This window comes from Actinoallomurus rhizosphaericola, assembly GCF_024055675.1.
GTDB classification, from domain to species: domain Bacteria; phylum Actinomycetota; class Actinomycetes; order Streptosporangiales; family Streptosporangiaceae; genus Actinoallomurus; species Actinoallomurus soli.
Genome location: NZ_JAMXMW010000035.1, coordinates 18709 through 41923 on the forward strand (window position 1 = coordinate 18709; position 23215 = coordinate 41923).

Genomic DNA, 23215 nt, shown 5'->3' on the forward strand with positions numbered 1-23215 from the left:
TGCCCCGGCTCGCCCGTAGCAGCCCTGCCGCTGCCTCCTGCTGCGCTACGACCGGTCCCGATGCGACGTCCGCCCCGGCTGCGTCTTCCAGCCGCCGCTGACCGGCCAACACCAGTCCCAGCGCCTCCACCGTGCCGCCGTCCAGTAGGGCCGGCCGCGCGCTCACCGCGACTAGACGCTCCCGGTCCACGGCCCGGCTCCCACCCACCAGCCATGGCGAGCGCCCGCCACCTATGTCCTCACCGTCGACGAGGCGGCCGATCGCCTCCATCAGTTGCTGGACCGTCTACAACCTGATCCGTTCCAACCAGCTCCGCAGCGTCAAGATCGGCCGACGCCGTCTCGTCCCGGCCGCCGCGCTCACCGAATACCTCGATGGCCTCCTGGAGGTGGCTGCCTGATGCCCGCGACCACGATCACGACGCCCGAAGAGCCGGAGCGCCGGAAGCCGAGTCGGCGCCGGACGAAGAAACGGGCGAACGGCGAGGGAACGATCGTCCAGCGCAAGGACGGGCGATACGAAGCCAAGGTGTTCGTCCTCACGACGGCGGGCACCTTCAAGCGACTCAGCGTGTACGGCAAGAGCCGCGAGGAGTGCCACGCCAAGTACGTCAAGCTCAAGGCCCAGGCCGACGAGGGCATCCCGGTCGCGTCCGAGAGTTGGACGGTCGAGCAGTACCTCACGTACTGGCTGGAGCACGTCGTCCGGGTCGAGCGGCGGCCGAAGACCTACCAGGGGTACGAGGGCGTCGTCCGGCGATACCTGATCCCCGAGCTGGGCAAGAAGCGGCTCGGCAAGCTCAGCGCGCGGGACGTCCGGCTGTTCATCACCCGAGTCCGCGAGGCGTGCCAGTGCTGCCGCCACGGCTGGGACGCCTCTCGCGAGATCCCGCGCTGCTGCGCCAAGCCGGATCCGGAGTGCTGCGCGTCGCGGCTGTCGGTGCGCATGGTCCAGTCCATCCACGCCGTCCTCCGCAATGCGCTGGAGACGGCCGTACGAGAGGAGATCATGCCGCGCAACGTGGCCAAGCTCGTCAAGGTCAGCACGCCCAAGTACAAGGTCAACCGCGGGCTCTCCGTCGCTCAGGCCCGCGCCGTCCTCGACGCCGCGTACGACGAGCGGCTGTACGCCCTCTACGTCCTGGCGCTCTGCCTTGGCCTGCGGCGCGGGGAGCTCCTCGGCCTGCGCTGGTCGGACATCAATCTCGACGCTGGCACCCTCGAAGTCGTCCACGCGCTACAGCGAGTCGGGGGAGAACTGCGGTTCGTCCGACCGAAGACGGACGACTCACAGCGGACGATTCCGCTGCCCACGATCTGTGTCGACGCTCTCCTACTACACAGGGACCGGCAGAAGGCCGAGCGGGCGGACGCCTGGCCGAACTGGCAGGAGAACGACCTGGTCTTCCCGTCACGGCTCGGTAAACCCCTGGAGCCGGACAACCTCCGGCGAAGCTGGGGACGGATCAGGAAGGCGGCCGGCCTCGGTGATGTCCGGTTCCACGACATCCGGCACACCTGCGTCTCGCTCCTGCTCGACCTCGGCGTCCCGCCGCACATCGTCCGCGACATCGTCGGCCACAGCGACATCGAAGTCACCATGACGATCTACGCCCACGCCGCCCTCGACGAGAAACGCAAGGCACTGCGGAAGCTGGGGGATGCCCTCGGCTGATGCGCTCTCCAGTAAGGCCCCGGCGCGGCTTCCGGGGCCTTTTGGTTAGGACGCCACGTGACGCACTCTTCCCGGCGGACTTTGTGCCCGTTCGCCGATGGTGAAGCTGACCTACGTGCGCGAAGATCCCGAGTGTTTCCCAGGTTAGGTATGAACTAGCGCGTGGCCAGTTCCGGATCGTCGCCATCGAATGCAGACGGTGTGTGAGGCGCCTTCCTTGTCTAGTGTGGGCGCTACAGGACACGATGTGGCTTGATCAACGATTGGAAGGCGCGCCGTGATCGTCTACGCAACCGAGCAAGGCTCATGCTTCCACACCGATCCGCGGTGCCCAGGGATCCACGCCGGCCATGGCGGAACGGTGTACCAGGGTGGCACGGTCCACGAGCCGAAAGAAATTTCCCTGGCCGAGGTAAAAGAGCGCGGTCTCAAGGCGTGCGAGTTCCTCGGGGGGTGCGGAGCCGCCGTCCAAGGAAATTGATGCGTAACAACCGGAACGAAATAGCGGGTCACCTGCATCTGACCGACGACTTCTTCTGGACATGGTCGTGGCGAAGTGCTCGGTGGCGTCCGAGTGGAAGGCAGTCGTGAATCGCAACCTGAAGCTAGCCCTGTTTTCCGGCGCCGCTCTGCTGCTCGTGAGCGGTACCAGGCTGTTCACCAGTGAGGGCACTCCAGCGCCGGCTCCTGTGCCCTCTCCGGGCAAGTCCGAGTCCGCTCAGCAGATCTGGGAGGAAGCGATGGGTGGTGGCAAGCCATCCGATGACTTGGTAGTTGCGGAGCGACTCAATCCGAACACGGGGCTGTGGCTGCAGTACACGGCTGGCCAGGAGCGGGTCATCGCCAGTACCCAGCAACAGTGTGAGGTCCTACTGCGGCGGTTTAAGAAGGGTATGGATTCTCGTCTGCCGTATGACGGGAAACCGTTCCAGTGGCTCTGTGACTCGATGCCGTCGGTTCCCGGCTCCGCGAAGCCCGAGGACGGTTGGAGGGTCTGAATAGATCTCAACGGCAGGAGAGGCCCGTCCATAGTCTCTCACCGGGCTCCCGGACACGCTGTCGGTGCGTCGCCCGAGACTGCTTCGGCTCGCACCCACGATCGTGCGAGGGGAAGGCGGGCGGCGGTCGGCAAGCGAGGCGGCCTGGCGGTTGTCGTCAGCGTTGTCGTCAAAAGGCCCCGGGCGATCTTCGCCTCGGGGCCTTCTGGCTGGTCAGGTGTGGTGGGCAGGGGCGGGGTCGAACCGCCGACCTTCCGCTTTTCAGGCGGACGCTCGTACCGACTGAGCTACCTGCCCGCACGGCGCCGAACGGCGCCTCAGCGGTCCTGACGGGATTTGAACCCGCGGCCTCCACCTTGACAGGGTGGCGAGCACTCCTAGCTGCTCCACAGGACCTTGCTGTCTTGCTTTGTAGTACCCCCGGAAGGATACCGTGCCCCCAACGGGATTCGAACCCGCGCTGCCGCCTTGAAAGGGCGGAGTCCTAGGCCGCTAGACGATGGGGACTCCGACGGCCTGGCCGCCGTTGCCCTTGGCGCCTGCCGTCGGGGACTCCGTCAGCATAGGGGACAACCGCCCCAACCACCAAAGTGATTCCCTCCCTAACGCGGACGACTGGCCTGGGAGGGCCGGGAGGCCGAGGGCGAGGGGCTGGGCGTGAGGGGCGTCCCGGAGGGCGTCTGCGCTGGTGGCGGGCTTATGGGGCGGTCCGGTTTGGGTTCCAGGGTGCGCTCGATCTGGGCGGAGGTGAGACCTAGACCACCCAGTTGGATGTCGTCCCAGCCCTGGAGCCGGTGGCTGGCCTGGTTGAAGTACAGGACCGACATCTCGATCGGGGTGGGCTGTTCGTGTTCGAGGCCGCGCATGCCGGCGCCGCCGGTCGAGCCCTGGATGAACAGCCGGGTGCCGCCGGGCAGGAGCCGCGTCGACCGCCGGTGGAGGTGGCCGGACAGGATGAGCGGCGCGGTGCCGTCGAACGCCGCGCCTTCGGCCGGGTCGTGGGCGAGCACGATGTCGGGCTTCTGGCCGAGGGTGCGGAGCTTCTGCACGGCGGTCTGCCCGTACGCGAGCATCTGCGGGCCGTTGACGTCGTCGTCGCGGGTCGTCTTGTCGGGGGTGAATCGCGGGTCGGGGGTGCCGAAGATCCGCAGGCCGCCGACGTCGGCGATGCGGTCGTCGAGGACGACGGCGTTCTTCTGGCGGCGTACGGCCTTCTCGTTCTCAGGGGAGTCGTGGTTGCCCTTGATGAAGACGTACGGGACCTTCAGCTTGCCGATGCTGTTCGCGAACTTGTCCTCGGCCTTGGTCCCGTGGTCCGTCAGGTCGCCGGTGTCGATGATGACCTGGATGTGGAACTGGTCGACGACCTGGCGGATGACGTTCCAGGCGACCGGGTTGAGGTGGATGTCGGAGACGTGCAGGACACGGATGGTGGTGGGGTCGGGCTCGTACGTCGGGAGGGTGGACGTCACGTCGTACAGGCGGGACAGGTTGCCGACGAGCCGGGCCAGTTGCTCCCGGTACGCCCCGATGCGCGACACGATGGTCTTGGCGTCGCCGACGACCTGGGGGGCGCTGGCGAGGATGCCGGTGAAGCGGGGTTCGGCGATCGACTCGGGGTTGAACGTCAGGCCGCCGATCAGGCCGACGACGAGCAGGCCGCTGAGCGCGCTGACGGTCGTCCACACCGTACGGCGCCAGCTGCGGAAGATGAGAAATCCGGCGAGGGCGGCGCAGATGAGGGCGGCGGCGGCCGCCTTGACCGCCATGACGATGAACGCGTGCCGTACGTCCCCGCCGATCGTGTCGGAGAGGCGGTCGAAGGCGGAGGGGTCCTCGATGAGCTCGCGGGCGCGGTCGGGCCGGAGCCGGGTGACCTGCGCTTCGATCCGTACGGGCCCCGCATGGCTGTCCAGGCGGAGGGTGCCCAGCGGCGGGATGTCGATCACGGTGCCGCCCGACGTCGACGGGCGGAGGGCGAAGTTCACGTCGGCGGGTCCGACGTCGGTCCGGGCGTGCCCGCCGGCCAGGAGGCCGATCCAGCCGCCGATGAGGCCGATCGCGATGACGGCCGTGACGCGTCCGGTGAGGCGTACCCGGGGGTGCGCGAGGAGCCGCCGTGGTTCGTTCCATGCTCGGGTCAACACGTTGGTACGTATGCTCACGACGGCAAGGATCCACGCACAATGACGGCGTGATCGAGGTAACGCGGGAAGAGTTCGAGGATCTGGTCGCCGAGGCGCTCGACACGGTCCCGCCCGACCTGACCGCTCTGATGCGGAACGTCGTGGTGCTGGTCGAGGACGAAGCTCCGGAACGCGGGCTTCTCGGGCTGTACGAGGGCGTACCGCTGACCGAGCGCGGCGACACGTACGCGGGCTACCTTCCCGACCGCATCACGCTCTACCGGCGGCCGTTGCAAAGGATCTGCCGGACCCGCGATGACCTGGTGAAAGAGGTGCGTACGACGGTGGTGCACGAGATCGCCCATCACTTCGGGATCGACGACGACCGATTGCACGAGCTCGGCTGGTGATCCCGATTGCGCACGTTGGGTCACCTGAACTGAACACAGCGTGAGATACTGTCCGGCAGACCGACCGGCCGCTTGGCAAGGCGGCCGGACGACGTTCACCGGCAGGGGAGCGCGCGTGGGAAGACATCGGCGGCCCTTCGATCGCCAGGTCACCTATCACGAGGTTTTCGGCGTCGGTGAGTTCCGCTCGATCTGGCTGGCCCAGACCCTCTCGTACATCGGCGACCAGCTCGCCCAGATCGCCCTCGCGGTACTCGTCTACAACAACACCCACTCGGCGTTGCGCACCGCCGTCGCGTACGCCCTGACCTACCTACCGTCGATCATGGGCGGGCCGGTGCTCTCGGTGCTGGCCGACCTGCTCCCGCGCCGCCGCGTCATGATCGTGTGCGACGTCGCCCGTACGGGCATCGTGGCGCTGATGGCGCTGCACCATCTGCCCTTCGCGGTGCTGTGCTTCCTGATCTTTTGGACCGTTCTCCTGGGTGCCCCGTTCACCGCCGCGCGCGCCGCGCTGCTGACGGAGGTGCTGCCCGGCGACCTGTACGTCGTCGGTTCGGCGATCAACAACATCACTCATCAGTTCACCCAGGTGCTGGGCTTCCTGGTGGGCGGCGCGGTGATCTTCGCGGTGGGCGCGCACCAGGCGCTCGCGGTCGACGCGGCGACGTTCGCGATCTCCGCGTTCATCCTGATGGCCGGCGTACGGGCGCGGCCGGCGCCGCGCCCGGAGAGCCGCGAGCGTCCGTCGCTGTGGGCGATCACGCGGGACGGCGCGCGGCTGGTGTTCCGGGACCGTACGCTGCGGCCCCTGGTGTGCTTCGCGTGGCTGTGCGGGTTCTACGTGCTGCCGGAGGGGCTCGCCGCGCCGTACGCGAAGACGTTCGGCGCGGGTCCGGTGTTCGTCGGGCTGCTGATGTCCGCGATGCCGTGCGGGATGGTGCTCGGCTCGCTGGCGTACAGCCGGTTCGTCCGCCCCGACGACCGGCTGCGGTTCATGGGCTGGATGGCGATGCTGTCGTGCGCACCGCTGCTGGGGACGGCCCTGCGGCCGCCGCTGTGGGCCGTGATCGTGCTGCTGGCGCTGTCCGGGGTGGGCAGCGCCTACCAGCTGGCCGCGAACGCCGCGTACGTCGCCGCGGTGCCGCCGGACGGGCGCGGTCAGGCGTTCGGGCTGGCGCAGTCGGGCATCCTCGCCAGCCAGGGCATCGGCATCCTCGTCGGCGGGGCGCTGGCCCAGGTGCTGGGTCCTGAGCCCGTCGTCGCCCTGGCGGGGATCGCCGGCCTGTCGGCCGCCACGATGCTCGCGATGTCGTGGACGCGGATCAGGGGTGAGGTGATCGCGTCGAACCAGGAGCGCGCGATGAGCGCCGCCGCCTGAGCCCTACGGTTGTCCGACGCCCTTGGTCTGCTTGTTGATCAGGTCCTGGGCGATCGACGTCTCCTTGCCCTCCTCCGGGATGATCAGCGTGCCGGCGACGTACAGCAGGATGCCGGCGCCGCTGGTGAGGAGGGTCAGGACGGCGAGCACGATCCGTACGATCGTCGGGTCGACGCCGAAGTACGCGGCGGCGCCGGAGCAGACGCCGGTGATCATGCGCCCGTCGCGGGTGCGGGTGAGGCGACGCGGAGCGTCGGCCGGGCCGGTGTGAGCGGTGTTCTCGTTCATGCTTCGATGGTGCCTGCGGACGCGCGCGTCAGCCATGGGGGCTTGCCCTGATACGTCCCTGAGAGCCCCCTGACCGCCGGATCGGCGCGCCGACGTACGCTGATGCCTGCGGGGCGCCCCCCTCCGCTCTGTCGGCGTCCGCGAGCCCCTGGGAGGACCGATGGATCTGCTGCGTGTGGACGATCAGCTCACCGACGAGGAGCGCCTGGTCCGCGACACCGCACGGCGGTACGCCGCCGACCGGATCGAGCCGCACGTCGCCGACTGGTTCGAAGAGGGCGTCTTCCCGGCGGCCGAGCTCGCGCCCGAGCTCGGGGAGCTGGGGTTCCTCGGGATGCACCTGTCGGGGTACGGCTGCCCGGGGGCGGGCGCGGTCGCGTACGGGGTCGCCTGCCGCGAGCTGGAGGCCGCCGACTCGGGGCTGCGCAGCTTCGTGTCCGTGCAGGGGTCGCTGGCCATGTCCGCGATCCACAAGTACGGCTCGGAGGAGCAGAAGCAGGAGTGGCTGCCCCGCATGGCCGCGGGCCGCGCCATCGGCTGCTTCGGCCTGACCGAGCCCGACCACGGCTCCGACCCGGCGAACATGCGCACCCGCGCCAAGCGCGAGGGCTCCGACTGGATCCTCAACGGCGCCAAGATGTGGATCACGAACGGCTCGATCGCCGACGTCGCCGTCGTGTGGGCCCGTACGGACGACGGCATCCGCGGGTTCCTCGTGCCGCGCGGCACGCCGGGGTTCACGACCCGGGACGTGCACAAGAAGCTGTCGCTGCGCGCGTCCGTCACCTCCGAGCTCAGCCTCGAGGACGTGCGCCTGCCGGAGGACGCGATGCTGCCCGGCGTCAAGGGGCTCAGGGGGCCGCTCGGCTGCCTCTCGGAGGCGCGGTACGGCATCATCTGGGGCGCGATCGGCGCCGGCCGCTCCTGCTACGAGACGGCCGTCGAGTACGCCCGTACGCGCGAGCAGTTCGGCCGCCCGATCGGCGGGTTCCAGCTCACCCAGGAGAAGCTCGCCTGGATGGAGGTGGCTCTGGGCCAGGCCGGGCTGGTCGCCCTGCACATCGGGCGGCTGAAGGAGGCCGGGAAGGTCACGCCGCAGCAGGTGTCGTTCGGCAAGCTCGCCAACGTACGGGCCGCGCTCGACGTCGCCCGCCAGGCCCGGTCCGTCCTCGGCGCGAACGGCGTCACGCTGGAGTATCCGGTGATCCGGCACATGACGAACCTCGAGTCCGTGCTGACGTACGAGGGCACCCAGGAGGTCCACACGCTGGTCCTCGGCGAGGCGATCACCGGCCTGTCCGCCTACCGCTGACCGGCCCGCCCCTGCCCTGTCCGTCCGCTCGCCATCGGCCTGTCCGCCTCGGCCGGCCTGTCCGCCTCCGCCTGTCCGCCTCCGCCTGTCCGCCTCCGCCTGTCCGCCTCCGCCTGTCCGCCTCCGCCTCCGCCTGTCCGCCACGGCCGGCCCGTTCGCCTCGGCCGCCACCGGCTTGGCCGCGAGCCGGTCACCGACCGGCTCGCCCGGCCGCCAAAGGTCCGGCAAATTGCGGCATATGGCCTGATCAGGGGAACGCGACTCCAGGTTTCGCGCGTACTCGCAGACGGGAATGTCTGCCCTGGCGACGTGCAGAGCTGGATCCGATCGACCGGGGAACCGCTGCTTCAAGGGAGGTCGGACCGTGACGAGGCGCTGCTCATGTAAGGCGGTTCAGAGCGTCGTCGGGCGCGTCGATCTCCCCGTTTCGAGGCTTCCAGGCCGCCTGACCGCGTTCCCGTGGGTGCACGCCTCGGCGTCCGCTCCCACCGGCGGGTGACGCGGGCAGGCTTCGGCGACCGCCCTTCGGGCTGCTCGCCGAGGAGCGGCGTGCGCACGGCTTCGCGGCCGAGCCGTCGCACGCGCTTCCGGGAAGGGAGGCTTCCTTCGAGGAGTACGTTCGGCCTCTGGCGGGACCCGGTCGAGGCGGGGCGGCCCGCGCGGGTCGGAACGGCGCCGGCCGGTGCCCTTCACCCACCGGTATTCGGCGCGCGGGGTGTACGGTGCCTCCGGTACGCTCAGGTGTCAGCGGGGCGTTAGCTCAATTGGCAGAGCTGTGGACTTTTAATCCATAGGTTCTGGGTTCGAGTCCCAGGCGCCCTACCACTCAACAGGCCGATGACCTGCGGTTTCTCCTGTCGGGCTGCCCTGTCGGGAGCTGTTTCGGGCCTGTGCCGACTCCATGTCCGCTCGTTTGTCGCGATCTTGTCGGGATCGATGGCCTCGCGCTGCACCGGCGTGTCCGAGTGGCAGACGGGCCACTCCCCGTTCGTAGGACAGCCCGATCTCATCGTTGGACTCCTGCAGGAACTGCTCGCCGGCAACACCTCGCGCAGGCGAGATGAAGGGGTCACGACCACTCGCTGATGGCTGCGATGAGGACGGTCGGCCCGCCACGAGATCGGCGTTGATCGCTGCAGCGGCCTCCACTCCGGCGGCAGCGGCGGCCGGGACTCCGCCCGTGAGGCCGGTGACGTTACCGGCGACCCGCATTCCCGGAACGCCGGCGATCGGGGGGGCCGCAGGTCGGCTGCTACCTGTTTCTTGTTTCTCGCTGATTCTTGCTGAGCACTTGGCCGTCGGTCTGGAAGCGGGCCGCGTCCGTCACGCCACGGAAGCTTCTGTGCGGCTGCCGGACCTGATCACCAGGAATGGGCCGAATGCAGGAGGTGGTTTCGGACGATGGTCACGTGGCGGCGCTCGGGTGCGCCGGCGCGTTGGGCGATGAAACCCGTATTGATCGGTGGGTCCTCTGGGGTGAGGAGCGGTACCAACTTGCCTTCGGCGAGTTCGCCGGCACAGAGGTAACGAGGAAGGACCGTGATTCCGGCCCCGGCGACGACGGCGGCGAGCACGCCGCGGAGGTCTGGGACGACCACCGCGGGGGGGCCGGTCAGGCGGGTGTGGAAGACGTGGCGCCAGTAGCGGCGGACGATCGGCAGATCCTCGGCATAGGCGACCATCGGAACGCTGTGGAGTGTGCCGGGATCGTCGGCGTCGATCGGGCCGATCCGCTCCGCCCACATCGGTGCGGCCACCAGCACGAACTCTTCGTCCATGAGCGGTACCGCGATGATGGAGCGCCCGCGTGGGCGAATGGCGGAGAGGACCAGGTCGAAACGTCCCGCGCGCAGGCCCTCGAGCAGGTCGTCGGCCAGCCCGAAGGTGACTCTCAGCCGCAGGCCCTGGTCCACGAACGGCGCGAGGGCGGGCAGCGCTCGTACGCACACCACTTCAGCCGGCCCTGCCAGGTGCACCGGTTCTGACGACTCGCTCCCCGGCATCCCTCGCTCCGTCAGCACCGCCAGTTCGTCGAGTGGGGCGGCGACCTGCGCGGCCAGTTCGTCGGCCACTCGCGTGGCGGTCACGCCGCGGGGCAGCCGCTCGAACAATGGGCGCTTGAGCTGTTGCTCCAAAGTGCGTATCTGACCGGTCACGGTCGGTTGCGACAGTCGCAGCAGCTTGGCCGCCGCGGTGAGAGAGCCGGCCCGGTACACGGCGAGGAACGTTCGTAGCAACATCAGGTCCAGTGGCCGGTCCGCCGCTGAGAAATCGATGGAGCCATCGGAATTCTTATGGGACATAAAGACGACTCTATTGGTTCGTTGATGGCTGGCTGGCTACTGTCGGGATCGTTCCCCTGACGAGCGACACGGCGGCGGCACCTACATCAGCACTTTGCCGCTGTCGTGGCCTGCAGAAAGAGCATGAGTGATGGCGAAGATACTTTTTGTGATGACCGGTGCCGACCATCTGACGCTGGCCGACGGTACCCGTCACCCGACCGGCTACTGGGCTGAGGAGTTCGTCGCCCCGTACCGCGCGTTCACTGAGACCGGGTACGACGTCGTCGTCGCCACCCCTGGCGGAGTCGTGCCCACGGTGGACCGGGCCAGCCTTGCGCCCGAGGTCAACGGAGGCCAGGAGGGTTCCGACGCGATGATCGCCGCCCTGGACGCCATTGCCGAGGTTCGCAAGCCGATCGATATCGAAGAGGCCGACGTGGCCGACTACGCGGCGGTCTTCTACCCCGGTGGCCACGGCCCGATGGAGGACCTGGCGTCCAACGCCGACTCGGCCCGGTTGCTGACCGCGGCGCTGGAGGCCGGCAAGCCGCTGGGGGTGGTCTGTCACGGTGTGGCGGCCTTGCTGGCCACCGAGCGCTCGGATGGCTCTTCGCCGTTCACCGGCTACCGGGTCACCGGCTTCACCAGAGCGGAGGAAGTCCAGACCGGTCTCGCCGAGAAGGCGAAGTGGGTGTTGGAGGACCGGCTGGTCGCTCTGGGCGTGCGGTTCTCCGCAGGCGAGCCGTGGGCGCCGAACGTGGTGGTCGACCGCAACGTGCACACCGGGCAGAACCCTGCCTCCTCCGCCCCGCTTGCCGCCGAACTGGTCAAGACGCTGGGCTGATCCGAGGTCATCTCACCTAGGCGGGGCGATCCCGGCCATCGCCCCGCAGTCGGCCCGTGTACGGCGCATGCCCCGGGGACGGAGCGTTCTGTTTCCCGATCATCCCGAAAGTCCCTGCACAGATCCATGACACGCACTGATAGACCGGTCCGCGGCTTCGGCGGACGAGCACTGGTTCTGGTCCTCGGAGTAGAGGCCATGGTCGTCTCGATGATGCAGACGCTCGTGGTGCCGATCCTTGCGACCATCCAGCGTGATCTGCACACCACAGCGGCCGACGCGAGTTGGCTCACCACGGCCACTCTGCTCTCCGCCGCCATCTGCACGCCCCTGCTCGGCCGATTCGGCGACCAGCACGGCACCAGACCCACACTCATAGGGGTGCTGGTGCTCACGCTGGCCGGGTCGGTACTGGCGGCCACCAGCACCACGCTGACCTGGCTGATCATCGCGCGGGCGATGCAAGGCGCTTCCACCGCCATCTTTCCCCTCGCCCAGTCGATTCTGCGTGACGAGCTGCCGCGTGAGCGGCTTCCCGGAGCGATGGGGCTGGTCAGCGGGACACTGGCGTTCGGCAATGGTCTCGCCCTCGTCGCTGCGGGACTGCTCATGCAGGGTCCCGCACCGGATTACCACCGAGTCTTCTGGACGGCGGCCGGTGTGTCCGCACTCGCATTGGTGGCCGTGGCGGTGGTCGTCCCGTCGTCTCCCACGACGCCCGGCGGACGTACGGACTGGCTCGGGGCACTGGCCCTGGCCGCGATGCTCAGCCTCCTCCTGCTGCCGTTGTCACGAGGATCCCTGTGGGGTTGGTCGTCTGGAACAACGCTTTGGTCTTTCGCCGGAGCGGCGGTGATGGCGGCGGTCTGGGCTCTCGTCGAGTACCGGGTGCGCGAGCCCCTCGTGGACATGCGCATGTTCGCTCTGCGTTCCGTCCTGTTCGCCAACCTGGCGGGTCTCCTCCTGGGCTTCGCGATGTTCTCGCAGTTTCTCGGTGTCTCGGCCCTGGTACAGATTCCGGCTGAACCTGCCGGATACGGATTCGGCGCCACCGTGCTGCAGGCGTCCGTCGGCTACCTCATGCCGCCGGCGGTGGCCTCCTTGATCGCCGCTCAGGTCGGCGGGGCGTTGGTCCGCCGGATCGGGGCACGCCGGACGCTCGCCTCAGGCGCCGCGTGCGGGGTTGCCGGCTTCGTCATGCTCGCCGTCGCACACCATACGACCGGCTCGGTCGTCGCGGCAGGCATGCTCGTCGGCGTCGCCGTCGCCTTCGGTTTCGCCACCCTCCCCGCCGTCCTGCTCGGCGCGGTGCCCGCGAGCCGGACCGGCATCGCCAACGGGATCAACTCCGTTTTCCGTTCCGTCGGCAGCTCCGTCGCCAGTGCCTCGATCGGGACGCTGCTCATCGTCAAGCCGGCGAAGAACCTCGCCCCCGGGGTGATCGCCCTGCCCCCCGAAGGCCGGTTCACGCTGGGGTTCTCCCTCGCCGGAGGCGCGCTGGTCCTCGTAGTGGTCGTGGCCCTGGTCGGGTTGACCACCGCCCGCCCGGGCGCGCCGCATGAACTCGGCACCCGCTGCGTTCCGGAACCCGAGACGGTACGCGGCGGCGCCGTGTAACGCCCGAGCCATTCCATGGCTCTGCTGCGGTGGAACCTCCTGCGGCTGAGCATCCCGAACATCCATCCCCCGTCGATTAACTCAACTCTGGAAGAGAGACAGATGGCACTGATCCTGATCACAGGAGCTTCGGACGGACTCGGCCGTGCCCTGGCCGAGGACCTCGCGGTGAGCGGGCGGCACCGGCTGCTGCTGCACGGACGCAACGCCCAGCGCCTCCGGGAGGTCGCCGACGCCACCGGTGGGGAGACGTTCCTGGCGGATTTCTCATCGCTCGCCGAGGTCGGCTCTCTCGCCGCCGAGATCGCCGGCTCGTACGACCGGTTGGACGTGCTCGTCAACAACGCGGGTGTCGGATTTCACGCCACCGGTACCACGCGGGAGTTGTCGGCGGACGGCTACGAACTGCGGCTGGCAGTCAACTACCTCGCACCCGTGCTGCTCACCCGCAAGCTGCTGTCGCTACTGCGCCGGGGCGCCCCCTCGCGGATCGTCAACGTCGCCTCGGTCGGTCAGCAGCCGATCGATTTCGACGACCCGCACCAGGAACGCGGATACACCGACGTCGCCGCCTACTGCCGGTCCAAGCTCGCCCTCATCAGCCACACGTACGACCTGGCCGAAGAGCTCGCGGGAACCGGTGTCACGGTGAACAGCCTGCATCCGGCGTTGTACATGCCGACGGCCATGTCCAAGAGATCCGGCATGGAGATCGTCGACTCCCTGGAAACGGGAGTGGCGGCCACTCGGCGCCTGGTGGACGCGCCCGAACTCGCCGACGTCACCGGACGCTACTTCGAAATCGAGAAGGAGGCACGAGCATCCGAGGAGGCCTACGACCCGGAGTACCGCCGACGCCTCGGCGAGCTGACGCGGGATCTGCTGAAGGACTTCTGAACAGGATGCCGAGAGCGAAGCCCTGAGGTGTATGAGCGGTGCGGTTGGTGCGGACGCCGTATCGTTCTGGCGACGTTGCGGCGGCTCGTGGACCTGGTGCGGTGCCGGCGGTGCGGGTGGAGGCAGCGGCCCGGGGCGGTCGGCCCGGAAGGAATGGGCGGCATCGGCCGGAGTCTTGTGAGGGGGGAACCAGTTGAGTGAGGCTTCAAAGGTCGAGGGCGCCACCGGGCGAGTCTTGGTGACCGTCCAGGCCGCTGATCCCATCTCTCGGTTTGGCGTGGTCGGTCAGCTTGGGCGATGGCGACGGTCCAAGACGCCTTCTGGCTAGATCAGTTCGGCGACGCGCTTGCACCGACACCCCCGCTGGTTTCGGGCCAGGCACGCGACGGGGTCGCCCGAGCCTTCGCCGACCTGGTCGTCAAGTTCGCCGGTTCCTGATCGGACCAACCGACGAAGGGATCCGGTTGTGACCCCTCACAGGGGCGATGAGGACCAGGGCGGGCAGTACGCCGTGAGTTCGGCCGGATCGGGTTGTGACCCTTCGCAGGGCTGATGAGGATCGTCCGGGACGTTGGCCTCGACCACCTGAGGATGCGCGGTCGCCGCCGACAGGTAGCGGCCCCGCCGCTGGATCGCGGGAATTACTCTCCTTGTGAGATATGTTCCCTGCTCCGTCTCTGCCGGAGCCGTTTCCTAGGCGTTCGGCGCGCACGTTGAATGGCATGAGTTACGTGAGCGCACGGTAGGGGGTCACTCGGTGGTGATGACGAGTTGGCCGCCTTCGGGTGTGTAGAAGCGCTCGAGTTCGGTGAGCGCTTCGATGGCCTTCGCGAGCGGCACGGGGCGAGCGATGGGCGGCAGCCTCAGGGTTCCTTGCCCAGCAGCTCGCGCGACATCTTCGATGTTTCCGGGGACGGCTTCGGCGACGAGTCCCTGGAAGGCTCCGGAAACGCGCTTCTCGACAGTTCCGCAGTCGAGGGCTTGATGTCGATGATGCGGCCGCCGGGGTTCAGCATTCTCCGGCACGCCTGATCGGAAGGATGCTCGTGGTGTCGATTGACGCCGTCGTTCGTCTCAACGGGCCAGGGGGAAGGTGATGCGCAGGCCGTCTTCGCCGCCGACGGCGACCGCTTGATGAGCGACGCGGATCCGGGTGGCCGTTGCGGTCGGCTCTCCGTTGCCGAGGTTGCGGTTGTAGTAGGGGTGGGCGCCGCTGGCGACCAGGAGACGGACGCGGTGGCCGGCCGCGAAGCGATGACCGATGGGGCCGAGGTCGACCTCGACGGGTACGCCTTCGCCGAGGCCGGGATCTGTGATGCGGAGAATGCCGTCGGCGACGTTCTGCACCTGCCCGTTCTCGTAGGCGTCCAGGATCCGCAGGAACAGGTCGGCGCTAGGCGCGTCCGAATAGAAAGTCGTGGCGGCGGAGGCGTGACCGGTCAGGTCCAGCGGCTCCCGCAGAGGAGAGCTGGTGAAGACGCGCACATCCGCTCGTTGTTCGAGGGTGCCGCTGTCCCACAGGCCGCTGACGTCGCCGGTGCCGATGGTGAGGAACCCGACGGACGGGGTGGGATCTGACGGGTCGTAAGTCCATTCCATGCGCTCGGCCAGGTCACTGCGGCCCGCCAGCAACTGCTCGTCGGCGCTCGCGTAGAAGACGGTGGTCTCCGGTTCGTGCCACGTATCGAGCTCGTGCCAGCCGGCGTCGGCGCCGGTGCGGTAGTAACGCAGGGCGCCGAAACGGTCCGTACCGTCGCCACGCACGTGAGTGTCGAACCAGGCGAGTTTCTCGGCCATGGAGATGCGCGGGTCGAGGACGGCGTGCGGCCACGGCCCGATGACGAAGCGGTACGGCACGTCGCCGGTGTTCCGGTTCAGGCGCTCGAAGTCGTGCCAGAAGTAGCTGCGGTGGTAGTCGTACCAGCCGTCGAGGTGCAGGATCGGTGCCGGGGGGTCGTCCAGCAGTTCGGCGAAGTTCAGGGCCTGCCAGTGCGGGTCGTCGCCGTCGTGGGCCAGGCGCTCTTGGTAGAAGTCCAGGGTGGTCCCGGTGGCAGCGACATCCGCCTGGTCGAGCGGCAGATGGTTGTACGGGTTCTCGCCGACCTCGGCGCCGTTGGCCTGCTGCATCGCGGTCCAGCTGAGGGCCAGTTCGAGAGCGAAGCCGCCGCCGGGGTACCAGGAGCTGACCCGGTCGGTGCTGTACATCGCGGTCGCGATCGCCTTCAGACTGGCAGGCCGGGTGGAAGCGGTGGCCCAGGAGCTGAATGCGTGGTAGCTGGCGCCGGTGAGGCCGAGGCGTCCATCGAACCACGGCTGCTCCTCGATCCAGCGAACGGTCGCGGAGCCATCAGCGGCTTCGTCGAAGTACGAAGTGGTGGTGCGCGTGGTCTGCACGAGGCAGGCATATCCGTGGGACGCCCAAGCGATCACCTCGCCCATGTAGAACGCGGCCACTTCGGGCCTGAAGGAGGCCGGGTTGTAGGGCGAGCGGATGAGCACGGCAGGTACCTTGTCGCCCCCTGCCGGGAGCGCCAGGACGCCCTTGAGCTCGAAGCCGTCGTCGGCAGGGACGACCACTCCGTCGATGAGTTCGACGGAGTGCGGGCCGAGCGGACCGTACTGCTGCTCGATCGTCTGCCGCTGCTGCTCGTCAACGGTGGTGGTGCTCATCAGGTTCCCCTTGCGGCTGAGCGGATAGGAGCGGGTCTTCGGTGCCGGCGTGCTGCCACGTCCCGCCGCGCACCGGAGCCAGTGCCCCAGGGGACGCCTGCCGCGGCAGGCGGTCCTCGAGCCAGCTGACGGTGGCGACGTGAGGCCCGATGTGGGGCGCGGGCCGGTAGTCGGTGACGGGGGTTGCGGAGAAGTCGACCGGGAAGCGAATGACCTTGTAGTCGCCTTCGGTAGGGTGCCGGGCGTCGATCAGTGCGTGGCGCGCGGCGTAGTAAGGGTTCTGTTCGATCTCGTCGAGGTCCAGTACCGGCTCTGCGGCGATTCCCAGGCGTCGGCAGTCTTCGAGCCATTCGCCCACCGTGCGCCGAGCGATCAGGCCGACCAGTTCGGTTTGCAGAGTGGCGTTGTTCTCGTGCCGGGCGGTGCCGTTGAAGAAACGCGGGTCCGCGGCGAGATCGGGCCTTCCGACGGTACGGAAGAAGTCGGTCCAGTTCTTGTCGGTGTAGGGCATGACGCAGATCCACCCGTCCGCGGCGTGATGCGGCCCACGATTCGGGACGAGAGTGCGGCTCCATCCGATTCCGCCTACCGGGGGATCGAAAGATCTGCCGCCGAGATGCTCGACCAGGTTGAAGGCGAGCATCGTGTCGGCCATAGGCACGTCGACCCATTGCCCTTCTCCCGTGGTCGCTCGACTGTGCAGCGCGGCGAGGACAGAGCTGACGATCACGAGACCGCAGATCTTGTCGGCCAGGACGGACGGTGAGAACTGGGGCGTTCCAAACGCACGCAGGTAGAGGTCCGACATGCCGGAGACGGCCTGAATCACATCGTCGTAGGCGGGCTCCTCCCCCTTCTCCGACTCGCTGGCGAAGGCTTGTGCGGTGCAGAGGATCGCCGCTGGATTGGCCTGGTGAACCTCATCCCAGCCCAGGCCGAGACGGCGCCGCGATCCGGGTCGCAAATTCGTGATGATCACATCGCATGTGGCGACGAGCTCGGCGAAGCGCTCGTGATCCTCCGACTCGCCGCCATCGAGCACGGCGCTGCGCTTGTTGCGTCCCAGGTTCAACGTGATGGCGCTCATCCCGGCGCTGCGAGAGGGGCCGAGTTGCCGGGCTATGTCCCCCGTCGGCAGCTCGACCTTGATCACGTCCGCGCCCATGTCGCCGAGCTGGGCTGTGGCGTAGGGGCCCATGATGACCGATGTGATGTCCAGCACGCGCAAGCCGGCCAGTGGACCGCTCATGCGCTCACCTCGGTCGGCCTCGCGTAGTGCTCGGGATCGTGGCCGCCTGTCCCAGGGCGGGCTCGCCTGCTGAACTCGCCGACGAGGTTCATGGCGTGATGATCAGCTTGCCCCGCTTGGCCATGCCGTTCTGCTCGAGTTCGGTCAGCGCCGGGATGGCTTGCGAGAGCGGGACGGTGCGGGCGATCGGTTGCCGCAGTGTTCCCTGGCCGGCGGCTCGCGCGACCTCTTCGATGTCTTTGGTGACCGGACGGGCGATCATGGCATGGAACGGCCCGGGCAGGACACTTCTTGCGAGGTTCAACGGGGTGGGGAGGATGCTGACGATGCGGCCGCCGGGCTTGAGCATCGTCCGCGCGGCTTTGACCGGCAGCGAGTACTTGCCGCCGGCATCGAGGACGAGGTCGAACCGTCTTGCGAGCGAGGTGGGGTCGAAGCCGAAGTCGACGACCGGGTCGATACCGAGGTCGAGTGCTTCGGACCTGGCGGTATCGCGGCAGCTCCCTGCGACCGTGGCCTGGTGTGCGAGGGCGATCTGCACGGCGGAGCGGCCAACTCCGCCGAGGCAGCTGTGAACGAACACGGCCTGGCCCGGCTGCAGCCGTCCCTTCGTGATCAGGGCCTGCAGGGCGGTGATCCCGACCGTCGGGATCGCGGCGGCGTCCTCGAACGAGAGGTTCGCGGGCTTGGTCACGACGCCCTTCTCCTGAGCGACGACCACGTCGGCGAACGCGCCGGCGGACTTGATCGGCGTCCCGCCGAGCACTTCGTCACCGACGTGCAACCGGGTGACGCGGTCGCCGACCGCCTCGACGACGCCCGCGAAGTCATAACCCATCGCGCGCGGGAAGCGCCGACCGGTCACGTGCTTCATGCGGCCGGCGCGGATTCCAAAGTCCATCGGGTTGGCCGCGGCCGCGCGCACACGGACAAGGACCTCGTCGGCGCCGAGCGGTGCCGGCTCGAAGTCTTCGAGCCGCATGACTTCCGGCCCGCCGTACTGGTGGTACTGAATCCGCTTCATCGTCGTGATCCCTTCATCGCTTCCACGTGAGGTCTTTCAGACGCGGTCACAGCGTGACCACGACTTTGCCGTGGACGTGGCGTCCGGCCTGCAGCGTCACGGCGTCGCGGATCTTCTCGACCGGGAAGGCCGCGGCGATGGGGACGGTGAGTTCGCCGGCGAGGATCGCGTCGGTGATCTGCTCCAGGACGTCCGGCGCCGCATCGAAGGCGCCGGTGGCGCGTACGCCGCCGGGAGGGTTGGGGCCCGCGGCGACCGTGGAGATCCGCTCGGGCGCCACGCCGAGCGCCAGCGCGGCCTCGGCCGTCTCCGTGCCGAACAGGTCGGTCGCGGCGGTCACCCCGCCGGGCGCCAGTGCCCGGACCCGGTCCGCCAGCCCGGCGCCGTAGGCCACCGGCTCGGCACCCAGCTGCCGCAGAAACTCGAACGTGCCCGGCGAGGCGGTGCCGATCACGGTCGCGCCGGCGAGCCTGGCGAGCTGCACGGCGAACACGCCCACGCCGCCGGCGGCTCCCCCGATCAGGACGGTCTCGCCGGGCCGCGGGCCGATCGCCGTCAGGGCGGCGGCGGCGGTGAGGCCCGCCACCGGAAGCGTGCTCGCCACCTCATCGCTGATGCCCTCCGGGGTATGCCGCAACGCATCGACAGGGGGCCTGACCACCACGAAGTCGGCGACCGCCCTGCCCAGGGCGCCGCCGTAGACGCGGTCGCCCACGGCAAAGCCCGTGGCGCCGTCGCCGACCTCGTCGATCACGCCGGCGAGGTCGGACCCGAAGCCGGACGGCACGGTGATGCCGAACCGCGCCGCCAACTCTGGCCGCGCGGCGATACCCCAGTCCATCGGGTTCAGTCCGGCGGCCGTCACGCGCACGCGAACCTCACCCGGGCCGGCGTGCGGTTCGGGAACTTCCCGCAGCTCCAGGACTTCGGGGCCACCGAACGCTTCGTAGATCACAGCTCGGCTCACTGGCCGACTCCTCACAAGGGGTGACGGAACTTGGTTCCATCACCATAGCAGGCGTTACGGAACCAAGTCCCGTAAACTCTGCTCATGCCTCGTTGGGAACCGAACGCAGCAGAACGGCTCGCTCAGGCCGCCCTCGACCTGTTCGCCGAGCGCGGCTACGAGAACACCACCGTGATCGACATCGCGCAGCGCGCGGGGCTGGGGAAGACCACCTTCTTCCGGCACTTCCAGGACAAACGAGAGGTGCTCTTCGGCCGCGGCACGATGGACGAACTGCTCGCCAAGGCGGTAGCCGCAGCCCCGGCGACCGCCACCCCGCTCGAAGCGGTCGCGCACGCGCTGGACGCGGCCGGCAGAGAAGTCTTCACGCCCGCACGCCGCGAATTCATCGCCCGCAGACAGGCAGTGATCGCCGCCAACCCCGAACTTCAGGAACGCGAAGCGCTCAAGAACCTCGCCCTCATCGCATCAACGGCCGACGCGCTCAAACGACGCGGCGTTCCCGACCTGACCGCTCGCGTGGCCGCAGAACTCGGCGCGCTCGCCTCCTCGATCGCCTTCGAACGCTGGAGCCGGACGAGCGCCGGCGACGACTTCAGCAAGATCGCGCGACAAGCACTCGACGACGTGCAAGCATCTACAGCCTTCTGCTGACGCGGCGACTGCCTTGAACAGGCCGGAGATGGCTGCCGTGACTCGTGGATCAGGCCCGCGACAGTGGTGCGGCGCTCGATCACAGCCGTGAGGTCATCGGCTGGCCGGGGTTGTGCAGTGGTGGTCTTTGGTCGCGGGACGCGTTGTAGTGCTGTTCATACTCGGCCAGCACCCGCTGCAGGTGTCCCTGCCTGTAGATCAGCAGGTGGTCGAGGCACTCGCGCCGCAACATGGGATTCGGCTCGCGTATGCCGGCGACGCCTGATGACCACAGCCTATGTACGTAGGAATGCCGGAGGAATGTCTGTGGCTACCCGTCTCATGTCCTGCTCGATGACAGGGTCATCGACTATGGCAGCGGTGACCTGGTCATTGCGTACATGGACCTACCAGCACTGACTCACGTGACCGAGGCGGATGAGACGAAGCCGTACATGGCTGTCGAATTGCCACTGGATCTCGCCATGCTCGTCGATCTCGCCACGGACATGCAGTTGCTGCCCGGGACAGAGGCACAGGCGATTTCGGTGCGTCCGCTGCCTGAGGCCGTGCTCGACCCGACGCTCAGGCTGTTGCAACTGCTCGATGCACCCATGGACGCGAAAATCCTCTCGGGCGGGCTTAAACGTGAGATCGTATACCGCGTGCTTACGAGTTCACACGGGGACTCATTGGTTCAACTCATCACCGTCGACGGAGTTCTGCAGCGGATCAGCGGCTCGACCGAATGGATGCGCCACCATATCGATAGGCCGGTCGACGTCGGGACCCTCGCGAACCGTGCAGGGATGAGCGTCACCTCATTCCATCGGCACTTCAAGGCCGCCACCGGGACTACACCGGTGGAATATCACAAGCGGATCCGCTTGCACGAAGCCCGCCGACTGCTCGCAGGCGAGACCGAGACCATCTCACGAATCGCAATGGCTGTCGGCTACGCAAGCCCGTCACAGTTCAGCCGCGACTACAAGCGCGCGTTCGGCACACCTCCAGCAGCGGATCCTCTGCGCCAGAGACCACCGCGGGAGAAGGCCACCAGCTGATCGCCCGCCCGCGCCCCGCCCCGCACCTGGCAGTTCAGGGCATCTCACCGAAAGTCCGGCACGGTACTGCGAGACCTGGTCTTCAGAGGTGGCGCACATGGAGGTGCCCCATGGCCGGTGGCCGTCGTGCCGGGGTGTGAGCGGGCTTGGCGTCAGCCGTCGGTCGACGTCGCCGTCTCCGTCCCGAAGCCCTCCAGTGCTCGGCGTTCGTCCTCGGTAAGTGTCTCCTGGAACACCGTGATGTGCAGGCCGGCCGGGGCGTTGAGCCGTGCGTTCAGGGACCTCCAGGGTGTGATGGTGGGTGGGGCGACCTGTTCGGCTCCGGCGGCCACCAGCCGGTCGGTGGTGGCTTGAGCGTCGTCGACCTCGAAGGCGACTCGGATCTCGGGTGCGACCTGGCGTCCTACCTCGACATCGTCGATGTATCGCTTGTGTGCCGGGTTCGCGATCTCCAGGGTGGCCCGGCCGACGTCCAGGATCACTACACGGGCGTCCTCGTCGCTCGAGAAGGCCGCCTGCTCGGGCAGGCCCAGCACGTCGCGGTAGAAGGCGAGCGCCGCCTCGTAGTCGTCGGCCTCGACGACCAGGCGGAGCTGGCGGACGGGCGAGGGCCCGCGGTCGGTTGTCATAGCAGGACTCCGATCTCAGCGAATGATCGTTGACGCCAACCGGAGGATCGCCTCAACCCTTCCCGAAGATGATCCGGGGGTGCAGTGGCTTACCCGCGAGTCCAGTCACGAGGTTGCAAGAAGCCGGCCAGTTGGCTCTCGGGGGAGTCGGGCTCGGGATGGGCGTCGAAGTCCCAGCGGGCCAGGGGCGGTAGCGACATCAGAATGGCCTCGATGTTCCCGCGTGTCTGCAGACCGAAGCGCGTCCCCCTGTCATAGACGAGGTTGAACTCGGCGTACCGCCCTCGCCGCTGCAACTGCCAGGTACGTTGCCGCTCGCCGTACGGCATCGGGCAGCGCCGGTCGAGTATCGGCAGGTAGGCGGGCAGGATGGTGGCGAGTCCGTCCTCGACGAGGGCGAGGCACCGGTCGAACCCCGCCGGGCCCTGATCGGATAGGCGGTCGAAGAACACTCCGCCGATGCCGCGCATCTCTCTGCGGTGGGGGATGGTGAAGTAGTCATCGCAGGCCGCCTTCCACTCGGCGTACCGGCTGGGCGGGTGGCGGTCGCACCACGTCTTGAGCATCGTGTGGAAATGGACGGCGTCAGCCTCGAAGCCGTATGCCGGCGTCATGTCGCAGCCGCCGCCGAACCACCATTCCTCCGCGTCACCGCCGGTCACGCTGAAGAATCGGAAGTTCGCGTGGAATGACGGCGCGTACGGGTTGAGCGGATGCAACACCATTGAAATCCCAGTGGCGGTGAACGGCCGGCCGTCGGTTCCCGAGACCGTATCGGCGATCGTGGGCGGCACCCGATCGCCGTGGACGAGCGAGACGTTCACCCCGGCGCGTTCGAAGATGCGCCCCCGCTCCAGCACGCACGCACGGCCGCCGCCGAGCCGGGACCGGTTCCACTCCCGAATGCGGAACCGTCCGTCCTGGTCATAACGTTCGAATTCAGCGACCAGCCGGGACTGCTCGGCGCGCAGCATCTCGGCGATGCCCGTGGCGTGGCTCATCGGACCTCCTGAGGGACTCGCATGGGACATTCCTCAGACGCGTCACGGCGCCCGCCGGTGTCGCAGCGATGTGCCGTCGGTGAAGTCTCGCCCGGTCGCCGACACTTCTTGACCTGGGGCTTCGCTCGCCCGGGCGGAGCTGCGG

23 protein-coding genes and 4 tRNA genes are annotated in these 23215 nt (G+C 68.3%); 13 read left to right on the top strand and 14 right to left on the bottom strand.

The window, feature by feature from the left end; translation table 11 throughout:
* Positions 1-233: 233 nt before the first annotated feature.
* The 3 genes from NE234_RS42900 to NE234_RS42910 all read left to right on the top strand — a co-directional run bounded on the left by NE234_RS42900 (position 234) and on the right by NE234_RS42910 (position 2673).
* Positions 234-401, top strand: coding sequence for a helix-turn-helix domain-containing protein (locus NE234_RS42900; RefSeq protein ID WP_252786926.1), 168 nt, complete (start codon positions 234-236; stop codon positions 399-401).
* Positions 401-1675, top strand: a complete 1275-nt coding sequence (locus tag NE234_RS42905) for a tyrosine-type recombinase/integrase (protein WP_252786927.1) — start codon at positions 401-403, stop codon at positions 1673-1675. The genes NE234_RS42900 and NE234_RS42905 overlap by 1 nt, the downstream gene beginning before the upstream one ends.
* A 587-nt stretch (positions 1676-2262) precedes the next feature.
* Positions 2263-2673: a hypothetical protein gene (locus NE234_RS42910; RefSeq protein WP_252786928.1), complete on the top strand. Its 411-nt coding sequence runs from the start codon at positions 2263-2265 to the stop codon at positions 2671-2673.
* A gap of 220 nt (positions 2674-2893) precedes the next feature.
* Here NE234_RS42910 and NE234_RS42915 read toward each other — a convergent pair.
* The 4 genes from NE234_RS42915 to NE234_RS42930 form a co-directional block, all read right to left on the bottom strand.
* Positions 2894-2970, bottom strand: a tRNA-Phe gene (locus NE234_RS42915).
* 24 nt (positions 2971-2994) lie between these two features.
* Positions 2995-3069 (bottom strand) — tRNA-Asp (locus NE234_RS42920).
* A 38-nt stretch (positions 3070-3107) separates the two neighbouring features.
* Positions 3108-3180 (bottom strand) — tRNA-Glu (locus NE234_RS42925).
* Between the two features lie 95 nt (positions 3181-3275).
* On the bottom strand, positions 3276-4838 hold the full coding sequence (locus NE234_RS42930; RefSeq protein ID WP_252786929.1) for a metallophosphoesterase family protein: 1563 nt from the start codon (positions 4836-4838) through the stop codon (positions 3276-3278).
* A 29-nt stretch (positions 4839-4867) separates the two neighbouring features.
* Between NE234_RS42930 and NE234_RS42935 the strand changes: the two genes are divergently transcribed.
* Both NE234_RS42935 and NE234_RS42940 read left to right on the top strand, forming a co-directional pair.
* Positions 4868-5209, top strand: a complete 342-nt coding sequence (locus NE234_RS42935; RefSeq protein ID WP_252786930.1) for a metallopeptidase family protein — start codon at positions 4868-4870, stop codon at positions 5207-5209.
* Positions 5210-5324: 115 nt separating this feature from the next.
* On the top strand, positions 5325-6590 hold the full coding sequence (locus NE234_RS42940) for an MFS transporter (RefSeq protein ID WP_252786931.1): 1266 nt from the start codon (positions 5325-5327) through the stop codon (positions 6588-6590).
* Between the two features lie 3 nt (positions 6591-6593).
* Here NE234_RS42940 and NE234_RS42945 read toward each other — a convergent pair whose 3' ends face one another.
* Positions 6594-6878, bottom strand: a complete 285-nt coding sequence (locus NE234_RS42945; protein ID WP_252786932.1) for a PspC domain-containing protein — start codon at positions 6876-6878, stop codon at positions 6594-6596.
* A gap of 160 nt (positions 6879-7038) precedes the next feature.
* On the opposite strand from NE234_RS42945, the gene NE234_RS42950 reads away from it, so the two are divergent.
* Positions 7039-8190: an acyl-CoA dehydrogenase family protein gene (locus tag NE234_RS42950; protein ID WP_252786933.1), complete on the top strand. Its 1152-nt coding sequence runs from the start codon at positions 7039-7041 to the stop codon at positions 8188-8190.
* 749 nt (positions 8191-8939) lie between these two features.
* Positions 8940-9015: transfer RNA gene (locus NE234_RS42955), tRNA-Lys, on the top strand.
* Positions 9016-9551: 536 nt separating this feature from the next.
* Here NE234_RS42955 and NE234_RS42965 read toward each other — a convergent pair.
* Positions 9552-10493: a LysR family transcriptional regulator gene (locus tag NE234_RS42965; RefSeq protein WP_252786934.1), complete on the bottom strand. Its 942-nt coding sequence runs from the start codon at positions 10491-10493 to the stop codon at positions 9552-9554.
* Positions 10494-10623: 130 nt separating this feature from the next.
* On the opposite strand from NE234_RS42965, the gene NE234_RS42970 reads away from it, so the two are divergent.
* The 4 genes from NE234_RS42970 to NE234_RS42985 all read left to right on the top strand — a co-directional run bounded on the left by NE234_RS42970 (position 10624) and on the right by NE234_RS42985 (position 14271).
* A complete protein-coding gene (locus NE234_RS42970) occupies positions 10624-11319 on the top strand; it encodes a type 1 glutamine amidotransferase domain-containing protein (protein ID WP_252786935.1) in 696 nt (231 codons plus the stop codon).
* Between the two features lie 126 nt (positions 11320-11445).
* The gene (locus tag NE234_RS42975; protein WP_256530306.1) at positions 11446-12936 is read left to right on the top strand and encodes an MFS transporter; all 1491 of its coding nucleotides are present in this window, start codon (positions 11446-11448) and stop codon (positions 12934-12936) included.
* Between the two features lie 102 nt (positions 12937-13038).
* The gene (locus tag NE234_RS42980; protein ID WP_252786937.1) at positions 13039-13833 is read left to right on the top strand and encodes an SDR family NAD(P)-dependent oxidoreductase; all 795 of its coding nucleotides are present in this window, start codon (positions 13039-13041) and stop codon (positions 13831-13833) included.
* A 297-nt stretch (positions 13834-14130) separates the two neighbouring features.
* Complete coding sequence (locus tag NE234_RS42985; protein ID WP_252786938.1) at positions 14131-14271, top strand: hypothetical protein; 141 nt, start codon at positions 14131-14133, stop codon at positions 14269-14271.
* 312 nt (positions 14272-14583) lie between these two features.
* Here the strand turns inward: NE234_RS42985 and NE234_RS42990 are convergent, their stop codons facing one another.
* The 5 genes from NE234_RS42990 to NE234_RS43010 form a co-directional block, all read right to left on the bottom strand.
* On the bottom strand, positions 14584-14859 hold the full coding sequence (locus NE234_RS42990) for a hypothetical protein (protein WP_252786939.1): 276 nt from the start codon (positions 14857-14859) through the stop codon (positions 14584-14586).
* Between the two features lie 48 nt (positions 14860-14907).
* Entirely contained in the window at positions 14908-16503 is a 1596-nt protein-coding gene (locus NE234_RS42995; RefSeq protein WP_252786940.1) for a CocE/NonD family hydrolase, read from the bottom strand.
* Positions 16484-17752: a CaiB/BaiF CoA transferase family protein gene (locus NE234_RS43000; protein WP_252786941.1), complete on the bottom strand. Its 1269-nt coding sequence runs from the start codon at positions 17750-17752 to the stop codon at positions 16484-16486. Before NE234_RS43000 ends, NE234_RS42995 begins: the two co-directional genes overlap by 20 nt.
* An 88-nt stretch (positions 17753-17840) precedes the next feature.
* Entirely contained in the window at positions 17841-18776 is a 936-nt protein-coding gene (locus NE234_RS43005; protein ID WP_252786942.1) for an NADP-dependent oxidoreductase, read from the bottom strand.
* Positions 18777-18822: 46 nt separating this feature from the next.
* Positions 18823-19743, bottom strand: a complete 921-nt coding sequence (locus tag NE234_RS43010; RefSeq protein ID WP_252786943.1) for an NADP-dependent oxidoreductase — start codon at positions 19741-19743, stop codon at positions 18823-18825.
* Between the two features lie 84 nt (positions 19744-19827).
* On the opposite strand from NE234_RS43010, the gene NE234_RS43015 reads away from it, so the two are divergent.
* A complete protein-coding gene (locus tag NE234_RS43015) occupies positions 19828-20397 on the top strand; it encodes a TetR/AcrR family transcriptional regulator (RefSeq protein WP_252786944.1) in 570 nt (189 codons plus the stop codon).
* Positions 20398-20476: 79 nt separating this feature from the next.
* Here the strand turns inward: NE234_RS43015 and NE234_RS43020 are convergent, their stop codons facing one another.
* Positions 20477-20629, bottom strand: a complete 153-nt coding sequence (locus NE234_RS43020; protein ID WP_252786945.1) for a hypothetical protein — start codon at positions 20627-20629, stop codon at positions 20477-20479.
* 94 nt (positions 20630-20723) lie between these two features.
* Between NE234_RS43020 and NE234_RS43025 the strand changes: the two genes are divergently transcribed.
* The gene (locus NE234_RS43025) at positions 20724-21440 is read left to right on the top strand and encodes an AraC family transcriptional regulator (RefSeq protein ID WP_256530314.1); all 717 of its coding nucleotides are present in this window, start codon (positions 20724-20726) and stop codon (positions 21438-21440) included.
* A gap of 152 nt (positions 21441-21592) precedes the next feature.
* Here the strand turns inward: NE234_RS43025 and NE234_RS43030 are convergent, their stop codons facing one another.
* The gene (locus NE234_RS43030; protein WP_252786947.1) at positions 21593-22069 is read right to left on the bottom strand and encodes a VOC family protein; all 477 of its coding nucleotides are present in this window, start codon (positions 22067-22069) and stop codon (positions 21593-21595) included.
* Positions 22070-22158: 89 nt separating this feature from the next.
* The gene (hemF, locus tag NE234_RS43035) at positions 22159-23070 is read right to left on the bottom strand and encodes an oxygen-dependent coproporphyrinogen oxidase (protein WP_252786948.1); all 912 of its coding nucleotides are present in this window, start codon (positions 23068-23070) and stop codon (positions 22159-22161) included.
* Positions 23071-23215: the final 145 nt, after the last annotated feature.

Bases quoted from the DNA above. Each gene is read 5' to 3' on its own strand.
- NE234_RS42905 (WP_252786927.1), top strand. From the start codon at position 401: ATGCCCGCGACCACGATCACGACGCCCGAAGAGCCGGAGCGCCGGAAG.
- NE234_RS43000 (WP_252786941.1), bottom strand. From the start codon at position 17,752: ATGAGCGGTCCACTGGCCGGCTTGCGCGTGCTGGACATCACATCGGTC.
- NE234_RS43030 (WP_252786947.1), bottom strand. From the start codon at position 22,069: ATGACAACCGACCGCGGGCCCTCGCCCGTCCGCCAGCTCCGCCTGGTC.
- NE234_RS42980 (WP_252786937.1), top strand. From the start codon at position 13,039: ATGGCACTGATCCTGATCACAGGAGCTTCGGACGGACTCGGCCGTGCC.
- NE234_RS42950 (WP_252786933.1), top strand. From the start codon at position 7,039: ATGGATCTGCTGCGTGTGGACGATCAGCTCACCGACGAGGAGCGCCTG.
- NE234_RS43015 (WP_252786944.1), top strand. From the start codon at position 19,828: ATGCCTCGTTGGGAACCGAACGCAGCAGAACGGCTCGCTCAGGCCGCC.
- NE234_RS42995 (WP_252786940.1), bottom strand. From the start codon at position 16,503: ATGAGCACCACCACCGTTGACGAGCAGCAGCGGCAGACGATCGAGCAG.
- NE234_RS42900 (WP_252786926.1), top strand. From the start codon at position 234: ATGTCCTCACCGTCGACGAGGCGGCCGATCGCCTCCATCAGTTGCTGG.
- NE234_RS42975 (WP_256530306.1), top strand. From the start codon at position 11,446: ATGACACGCACTGATAGACCGGTCCGCGGCTTCGGCGGACGAGCACTG.
- NE234_RS42945 (WP_252786932.1), bottom strand. From the start codon at position 6,878: ATGAACGAGAACACCGCTCACACCGGCCCGGCCGACGCTCCGCGTCGC.
- NE234_RS42985 (WP_252786938.1), top strand. From the start codon at position 14,131: ATGGCGACGGTCCAAGACGCCTTCTGGCTAGATCAGTTCGGCGACGCG.
- hemF (WP_252786948.1), bottom strand. From the start codon at position 23,070: ATGAGCCACGCCACGGGCATCGCCGAGATGCTGCGCGCCGAGCAGTCC.
- NE234_RS42965 (WP_252786934.1), bottom strand. From the start codon at position 10,493: ATGTCCCATAAGAATTCCGATGGCTCCATCGATTTCTCAGCGGCGGAC.
- NE234_RS42970 (WP_252786935.1), top strand. From the start codon at position 10,624: ATGGCGAAGATACTTTTTGTGATGACCGGTGCCGACCATCTGACGCTG.
- NE234_RS43020 (WP_252786945.1), bottom strand. From the start codon at position 20,629: ATGTTGCGGCGCGAGTGCCTCGACCACCTGCTGATCTACAGGCAGGGA.
- NE234_RS43005 (WP_252786942.1), bottom strand. From the start codon at position 18,776: ATGAAGCGGATTCAGTACCACCAGTACGGCGGGCCGGAAGTCATGCGG.